General features: G+C 61.6%; 7 protein-coding genes and 1 pseudogene. 3 read left to right on the top strand and 5 right to left on the bottom strand.

Annotated elements, in window-relative coordinates; genetic code table 11:
* Positions 1-132: 132 nt before the first annotated feature.
* The gene (locus tag Q0562_RS11940) at positions 133-324 is read left to right on the top strand and encodes a hypothetical protein (protein ID WP_298644647.1); all 192 of its coding nucleotides are present in this window, start codon (positions 133-135) and stop codon (positions 322-324) included.
* 142 nt (positions 325-466) lie between these two features.
* On the opposite strand, the gene Q0562_RS11935 is transcribed toward Q0562_RS11940, so the two are convergent.
* The 5 genes and pseudogenes from Q0562_RS11935 to terL all read right to left on the bottom strand — a co-directional run.
* Positions 467-946 carry a phage virion morphogenesis protein gene (locus tag Q0562_RS11935; protein WP_298644645.1) on the bottom strand — a complete coding sequence of 160 codons (480 nt, stop codon included), beginning with the start codon at positions 944-946 and terminating at the stop codon, positions 467-469.
* Positions 946-1,311: a hypothetical protein gene (locus tag Q0562_RS11930; RefSeq protein WP_006984839.1), complete on the bottom strand. Its 366-nt coding sequence runs from the start codon at positions 1,309-1,311 to the stop codon at positions 946-948. Before Q0562_RS11930 ends, Q0562_RS11935 begins: the two co-directional genes overlap by 1 nt.
* The gene (locus tag Q0562_RS11925; RefSeq protein WP_298644643.1) at positions 1,308-2,948 is read right to left on the bottom strand and encodes a phage minor head protein; all 1,641 of its coding nucleotides are present in this window, start codon (positions 2,946-2,948) and stop codon (positions 1,308-1,310) included. The genes Q0562_RS11930 and Q0562_RS11925 overlap by 4 nt, the downstream gene beginning before the upstream one ends.
* A complete protein-coding gene (locus Q0562_RS11920; protein ID WP_298644641.1) occupies positions 2,935-4,539 on the bottom strand; it encodes a DUF935 family protein in 1,605 nt (534 codons plus the stop codon). The genes Q0562_RS11925 and Q0562_RS11920 overlap by 14 nt, the downstream gene beginning before the upstream one ends.
* A gap of 9 nt (positions 4,540-4,548) precedes the next feature.
* Positions 4,549-5,553, bottom strand: a pseudogene (gene terL, locus Q0562_RS11915) (phage terminase large subunit); the annotation flags it as partial.
* 21 nt (positions 5,554-5,574) lie between these two features.
* Here terL and Q0562_RS11910 point away from each other — a divergent pair.
* Complete coding sequence (locus Q0562_RS11910) at positions 5,575-5,814, top strand: hypothetical protein (protein WP_298644637.1); 240 nt, start codon at positions 5,575-5,577, stop codon at positions 5,812-5,814.
* A gap of 591 nt (positions 5,815-6,405) precedes the next feature.
* A complete protein-coding gene (locus tag Q0562_RS11905) occupies positions 6,406-7,362 on the top strand; it encodes a MoxR family ATPase (RefSeq protein WP_366144781.1) in 957 nt (318 codons plus the stop codon).
* Positions 7,363-7,445 lie beyond the last annotated feature (83 nt).

The raw sequence follows: 7,445 nt of genomic DNA, 5'->3' as shown, positions 1-7,445 counted from the left end.
CCGGTTTTTCACGACATCAACTATGGCTTTGTCCAGTCCGGCATACTTTTCAGGCCACCACCCAAGACCAGATCGGGGCGATTGGTGTAATGGGCATGCGTGGACTGAGCAATGATGACCTGCACCTGACTGATGACGGAATCATCCGGTACCGCCCCGTTGTGGCTGTCTTTATCGCTGTTCGCCAAGTCGCTCATGCAGCACCTCAATCAGGGCATTATGGACAAAGGCCGGGTAGCGCATCACCTGCTCGAAGAGACGCGGTCACGCCAGTTCGTGCAGTGCCTGCCCCACCCGGCGTGGATTGAGTGTCTGGTTGCGTAGCAGCAGGTTATCGGCGCGCAGATCCACCGGGCGCAGCGCGTCGCGCAGCTGTCGCAGTGCGCATAAGGGGTTTCATTCATAGCGGGTTGCCTGGTTGATAAAGGGGTTGTCCAGCCTAACATTTTTCCGCCGCATCCTGTCTTCACACCCCCGCCAGATAATCCCCCGCGAGACGAATCATCTCGGCCACATCCTCGTCAGTCAGCTGCAAAAAGGGACGGGCGGGGATGCCGGGGTGGTTGACGCTCTTGCGGTAGATGGTGCGGTTGCCGACCTTGAAAGCCAGTGCCTTGGCGCGGCGGGCGGTGATGGCGTGCGGCGCGGTGCCAAATTGGTGATAGGGGGCGTAACTGAGGCTGGAGCCGACCACCGCCTGCTTGCTGTCGCTTTCTGCGGTAATACTGTCGCGCAGCCGCCCGGTATCGAGCAGCGGCCTGCCGCGTCGTGCTATCAGCCCCGCCCAGGCGGGGCGGCCACCGGCGCGGAAATTGAGCATCACCGCGCGCTGCATCCGTGCGGCAAGCAAGGCGGTGAGGTCGTCGGGATGTGTGAGCGTACCCTCGATACGGTTGAGCAGATTGGTGAGGGGGTCGAGGTTAACGCGGATGTCGAGTTCGGCCATCAGTACGTCATCCCTGGTGGTGGATTGGGGATGCCGCGAATCCGGATCATAATCTCGTGGTCATCCGGCAGGATGTCATAGCCCGCATAGAGCAGAGCGGCGAGCAGGTCGTTATCGTAGAGTTCCGGATGTGTCACCGGCGCCCCTGTCTCAGGTGGCAGGGCACCATTATCAATGCCGTCGGCAATCGCGCGGGCGGCGGCGGCCTCGACCAGAGCGACGGTCTGCGCGTCACCCTCGAAACGACCCTCGACAAAACCGAGACGCGGCCAGAAAAACACCAACCGCGTCCAGCGCACGGTGCCGATGGGCATGCCGTCCCTGCTCAGGGTAAATTCGTCAATGATGGTTTTGCTTTTTTTCATGGGGTGTACCTCACCAGTAGCGCCAAGCCAAAATGCAAAAAATCCGGCTTGGCCACGAGCCCGGCGAATTTACCCGGGTCGCTGCCGAGCAGCGCCTCAAAAATCATGCTCATCATCTCGCGCGGCTGCGGGTCATCTTCGTCGCCGTACATTCTGCCATAGTAGGGGTCGGGAAAATCATCCCGCTTGCCCCGTTCGTGGTCTTCGTATTGCCTGTTGCCGGTCATGGCGTTCATGCTTTGTACCGCCTCACCGGCGGTACGTTCCCGCCACAGACGGGAAAAATAGCTGTCCATCTCCGGCATAACCTGCTGCAAGCGATGGGCAAATTCGTGAACGTGGGTGGAGATGATGCGGCGTTTGCTGCCAAAGCTCAGATTGTTCTTGATCAGGCCGTCGCCCTGTTGGAAAGCGGGATTTCTGCCTTTGCACGCCCAGCGGAATTGTTCATATTCCTTATCGTCCCATAGGGGCAGGTTTTTCTTGCGCATCGCAGCGATAAAGGCAGCGGCGTCATCCGGCGTCAGGTGCCAGGCGCGATGGATGCCGTCTTCCACCAGCACCCGCCCCATTTTGTTGGAAGCGTCCACCCATGCTTTGGGATAGCGTTGCAAACTCTCCACCAGTTCCGCCGCTGTTCTGGCGTCGCTGCTGTACGCCGCCACTTCGCCGCCGGTAGCGACGCCCTCGCGTTTCATGATTTCGAGGATGCCGAGGTGCGGCTCCTTTTTGGCAATGTACTCGTCCATCACCTCTTTGTAACGTGTATATAGCTGCTCGCCTTCGTGGATGATGCTGTCACTGCTCGCGAAGCGGCTTTGCATGGCTAGCCGTTCGGCAAAGGCCGTGCCATGTTTTTCGGCGGCAATCTGCTGCAAACGGTCGAGGTAGTTGGCACCGACATTGCGGTCAAAGCCGACATCGGCGCTGATGACCTGCCCGTTGGGCATTTTCAGGCCGCGCGTGGTCACGGTGTCGCCATCGCGTCCGACCAGCTGCTCTACGTCCTCCCACTGCCCCTCGCTGCTCTCGGCAACACGACCCATCGCTTCGAGGTCGCGCGCGCTGTGCTGGATGACATTACAGCGGCAATTAAAGCCATTGGGAGGATAAAACGTTTGCCAAAACGGGTCGTCAATGGGGTAAATATGCCCATCCAGTGCCGCGTGTTCGTCGCGGGTACGGTCATCCATCACCGCCGTGTACTCAAGGTAGGGCATGGCCTTTTGTACGCGCGTGATTTCCTGCCAGCGTCCGGCGGCAAAGGCATTTTTGACGTTGGTGCGGTAGATGGTGTTAAGACGGTGCTCACCAAAGCGCACCGCCAGTTGCTCGCCGGTCTTGCTGTCCACCATCAGGCCGTCATCAAGCAGCCAGCCGTGTTGCGCCATGCGGCCGCCGACATCCTCGCGCCACTCACGCTGCGATTTGCCCTGATTGATGGCTTCTTGCAGCGAGGTGCGCAGTTCCTCTACCACGTCCTCGCGGTAGAGACCCGTGATAAAAAACGCCTGCTGCTCGGCAGCGATTTGCGCCTCGCGCCAGTTGGCGGGGGTGGCGTAGCCGAGACTCTCAAAATAGCGGACGGCGCGCTCCGGCGGCAGCCCGAGGGCGAAACCGAGGTCAGGCGCGGGCATGGATTTGCCCCCACAGATTGGCGACAAAGAGGGCGCGCGCCAATACCTGCTGCATCTGCGCCCCATCCCAGTCGGGATAAGCCGCGCGCACGTCGGTGGCGAGCGCATCAAGGCTCACGCCCTGTTGCAGCAGCTTGCCGAGATGTTTCGCCAGCGCCTCGCCGCCCTCGTTAAGCGGATTATGCGCGGCGTCGCGATCAAGTATTGCTTCTAGCAGTTGTTGCCCGCTGGCATTGGCCGGCGTGACCGAGAGGGCCGCCTGCCGTGGCGCGCAACAAGGACATCCCGCGCCGGCAAAACCGGCAGCGGCAGCGAGTGGCGCGGGTGTGGCGTTATTGTCGGGCAGGTGCAACACGGCCTCGCCCTCCACCGCCGCCGGAATGGCGAGCTTTTCGCGCGCCCAGGCGGCGGGAATCTGCATGCCGATGCCGACCAGTTTTGGCAGAGCGTCGGCGTAGATAGCGAGGTCTTCGGGTTGCGACAAGTCAAATTCAAAGTACGGCATCCGCGCCGGATCAATGCCACCACGGTTGAGCAGTACCAGCGGCGCAATCAACTGCCGTGTCAGTGTTGCCGCCAGTTGACGGGCATCGCTGGCGAGCAGGTCGTGCCGCACCTCGTTATGGACGTTGCCAAGGGCGTTGGTGCTGCTTTTACCGTCGGCCTGGCTGGTCAGGGTGCCGCCGAGGATGATTTTGCTCGCTGTTTTCTCACACCAGCTAATCATGGTCATGTACGCGTCACCGTTGCCGTCGGCGGCGTTGAGCAGCTCCAGCGCCATGCCCTCGGGGATGATGCCGGCGGCGTTGTGACCGATGCCGACCACGGCGCGCAGCAGGGTCTTTTTGTCCTCCTCGGTGGCACCGGCGCTGTATTTACCGATGCGCACCGGCAAGCCGTAGATTTCCAAAAATTCCGCCAAGTCGCGCACCGAGTAATTTTTGAAGAGATACGGCCACACTAATGACCGCATCAAGCCGCCGCGCGCGGTGATACCGCTGCGCGCCTGGGCGCGATGCACAATCCAGCCGCAAGGCCATAGCTCCTCCCCTTCGGGGTCGCCGTCCACCGCCCGCAGCCGTAGCACGTTTTTGCGCAGCTGAAACCAGCCCTGCGGGCGATGCGTAAAGGTGGCGGGCAGCCATAGCCTATCGCGCTGTTGCCAGGCGATTTCGCAGGCGGCAAAGCCGTGGCCGAGCGCGTCAAGCAAGTCAAAGAGCAGCGCCTCAAAATCATCCAGCCCGTACAGCCAGCGCTTGACCTCCTCGGCGAGTACCTGCTCCGCCGCCGTGGCATCCACCGGCGGCAATACCTGCCACGGTAGGCCAATCAGCGCCCGCTTGCGCTTGCTCATCTCCGCAAAAATATGGCCGTCTTTTTCCTCGACATCGGCAAAAAGCTCCGCTTGCGCGGTGATGTCGCCGTCCTCGGCGGATTCGAGGATGTCGTGCAGTTTCAGCGGCGTCAGCCCGCGTCCGGGATGGTCAAACGTGGTGCCGAGCCGCGCTGCCAGCGCTGCGCTCTGTGTGCCTTTTGGGGCTTTAATGCGTTGTTGCACGGCGCTTAATGCCGCCTTAAACCAGTGTTGCATTGTCTCCTCCTACCATGCGCCGTCGCCAAAACGTGCCGCGTCGCTATGACGCGGCACCGCCGTGTAACCCACCTGCTGCCCGCCATGCGCCACCGCCCCCGCCCACAGCATATGCAGGGCATCGGGGCCGTCGTCGTGGTCGGCTTTCGGGAAATGGCGCAGCTGGCTGATGAGCGTCGCCTGTTCGCTGTGCAGGCGGATGAGGCCGTTCGCCATATGCGGCTGCAAGGACTCGATGCGCAGCATCTTGTCGCTGTGCGGGCTGACCGCGCGCGCGGGGACAGGGATGCCCTGCGCCGCGCTGCGGCGGATAAGCTCCGTCCGCAAAAATTCCTGGAATTGCACCGCCTCGACAAACCACACCAGACAGCGGTAGCGCTGGTGCAGGGCAATGACGTCGCTGATGATGCGGTCGGGCAGACGTTTTTTGATTTGCGCCTCGACAACGTAGAGCGTGCCGCTCTTGCGCTCGTAGCCGCCAACGAGGATGGCGGACGGATCGCGCGCTGCACCCGCCCTGCCCAAAGAGAGGATGCCGCTCTGGCACTCGTAACCGCCGACAAGGATGGCGGACGGGTCGCGCGCTGCGCCCGCCCTGCCCAAAGAGGGGTCCACCGCGCCGAAATAGACGAGGTCGCGCGGCAGCTCTCCCCAAAACTGGATGACATGGGCAAAAGGCGCATCCTCGCCGCTGACCGGGTCGTTTTGGTATTCACTGTCGAAGGTGGCATGCTCGTCGCGGGCGCGAATTTTCATCAGTGCCAAGAGCGGTCGCGCCGCCCAGCTCACCACTGCGCCGGCATCCATCGCGGTGCGGTGCTCGTAATAAAAGCGGTCGGCGGCGGCCTCGCCGCTGCCGAGGTAGAGGCTTTCCCATTCGTCCCACAGCACCATGTCGCTTGGTGGTTTGAGCAGCGCCTTAAAGCGCGCCGTCGTCCACGCCTTGTTGTTGAGGGTGCGCGCAAGGACGCTGTCGTAGTGCAGGATGGTGCCGATATAGACCACGTCCAGCTTTGGATAGGGCGGCGCAATTCAATGCCGTCAGCGCTGAAAAAGGGGAAGAAGGATTGGCCTAACCGCCGCTACGCGCGCATCAAACTCAACACACGAGAGCAGGGGCCGGATTCCTGGTTGTTGGCTTACCTGCAAAAGAACTTCGCTACCGCCAGTCTCACAACCCTAAGCGATGAACAACTCGAAAAAACCTATCGGGCGGTTGCTGCTAAAGCGGGCACAACAAAAGTGGCCTTAACAGCCGCTTCACCCGCCTTTTAAATCCGTTTAAATGCCGCGCAATTTATGCACAAATAAGCAACGCAACAGTGCAGGTTTTGCCCGTTCTTTGCGCATTCCCATGCACATCCTTCCTGCGCCTTTATGACCCCTTGCATTCCCCCGCAACCCGCGCCGTTGTTGGGCTGGCCGCCAGAATTTGGTGCCGGTTTTCCCCTTCCCCTTTATGCACATTTAAACAGTCCCCCCCACAATCGCGTTTTGTCGGGTCGCCCCAAGCCTGTTTGTGGGTGCCCATGCGTGTTCCTTTGTGTTGTTGGGGTTTGTGCCGTACGGTTGGCACGCCGGAATACTCTCAAAACCGCATGGGCAAAACCCTTGACAGCTTTTGCCCACCCTAACGAACCCTGTTTATTCTTAGGGTTGGCATGAGACGTCGCAGGCAACGTCTCTATGTTTTTCTTTACTCCGTTGTGCCAACGAAGGCCGCCAAGCGGCATAAATACCGGACTCGTCAAGCGGCGTAAATGCCGGGTTCGCCGGGCGGGTAGATGTCGGCATGGCGGCAATTTCCCGGCGGTGGCCGGGGCGTTTTTTGCTACTATTCGCGCCCGTTTTTCTTTACGTTCGTTCATGGAGGTTTTTATGTCGTTGTCCCCGTTATCCGCCGATGTCCGTCAGCGTTTGCAGCAGGCGCTGGCGCAGCTTAATGCGGTTATTGTCGGCAAGGGCGAGGTGGTGCAGCTCGCGATGGCGTGTCTGCTCGCGCGCGGGCATTTGCTGCTGGAGGATTTGCCGGGGGCGGGCAAGACGACGCTGGCCAAGGCGTTTGCCGCCACGCTGGGGCTGGATTTTCACCGCATTCAGTTCACGTCCGATTTGCTGCCCGCCGATGTGGTGGGTTTTTCGACGCTGGACCCGCAGTCACAGGCGCTGGTGTTTCATCAGGGGCCGGTATTCACGCAGTTGTTGCTCGCCGATGAGGTGAACCGCGCTTCGCCGAAGAGTCAGTCGGCGCTGCTGGAAGCGATGGAGGAGCGGCAGGTGTCGGTGGATCACCGCACGCATCCGCTGCCGTCGCCGTTTTTTGTGATTGCCACGCAGAATCCGCTGGAACAGATTGGCACGTTCGCGCTGCCCGAAGCGCAGGTGGACCGCTTTTTGTTGCGCCTGTCGCTCGGTTATCCGGATGCGGCTGATGAGGTGGCGATTTTGCGCGGGCGCGACCGCAGCGAGTTGCTCGCCGCCGCCCGCCCGGTGTTGTCGCGCGAGGATGTGCTGGCATTGCAGCAGGCGGCGGCGCAGGTGACGGTGTCGGAGGCACTGGCGCTGTATGTGCAGCATTTGCTGGCGTTTTCGCGTTCGTGCGGCGATTTTGTCCACGGGCTGTCAACACGGGCCGGGTTATCGCTGGTGCGCGCGGCGCAGGCGTATGCGCTGCTGCGCGGTGAATCGGCGGTGCTGCCAGAGTTCGTGCAGGCGGTGTTTCCGGCGGTGGCCTGGCACCGTCTGCATTCGGTGCATGCGGATAGTGAGGGGCATGCGGCGGCGCTGGCGCGGGTGCTGGCGCAGGTGGCGGTGCCGCTCTGATGGCGCTCGTCAAGCGGTTGCGCGCCCGTTTTCGGGCGCGTTTGCGGGAGGCGGTGGCGCAGCGGGATTTGCCTTCGGCGCTC

It is taken from the genome of uncultured Cardiobacterium sp. (assembly GCF_938028825.1).
GTDB lineage: Bacteria > Pseudomonadota > Gammaproteobacteria > Cardiobacteriales > Cardiobacteriaceae > Cardiobacterium.
The sequence above is the reverse complement of the archived record's forward strand: the minus strand, read 5'-3'. Positions and strand labels throughout refer to the sequence as shown.

Bases quoted from the DNA above. Each gene is read 5' to 3' on its own strand.
- Q0562_RS11940 (WP_298644647.1), top strand. From the start codon at position 133: ATGACGGAATCATCCGGTACCGCCCCGTTGTGGCTGTCTTTATCGCTG.
- Q0562_RS11935 (WP_298644645.1), bottom strand. From the start codon at position 946: ATGGCCGAACTCGACATCCGCGTTAACCTCGACCCCCTCACCAATCTG.
- Q0562_RS11930 (WP_006984839.1), bottom strand. From the start codon at position 1,311: ATGAAAAAAAGCAAAACCATCATTGACGAATTTACCCTGAGCAGGGAC.
- Q0562_RS11925 (WP_298644643.1), bottom strand. From the start codon at position 2,948: ATGCCCGCGCCTGACCTCGGTTTCGCCCTCGGGCTGCCGCCGGAGCGC.
- Q0562_RS11920 (WP_298644641.1), bottom strand. From the start codon at position 4,539: ATGCAACACTGGTTTAAGGCGGCATTAAGCGCCGTGCAACAACGCATT.
- Q0562_RS11910 (WP_298644637.1), top strand. From the start codon at position 5,575: ATGCCGTCAGCGCTGAAAAAGGGGAAGAAGGATTGGCCTAACCGCCGC.
- Q0562_RS11905 (WP_366144781.1), top strand. From the start codon at position 6,406: ATGGAGGTTTTTATGTCGTTGTCCCCGTTATCCGCCGATGTCCGTCAG.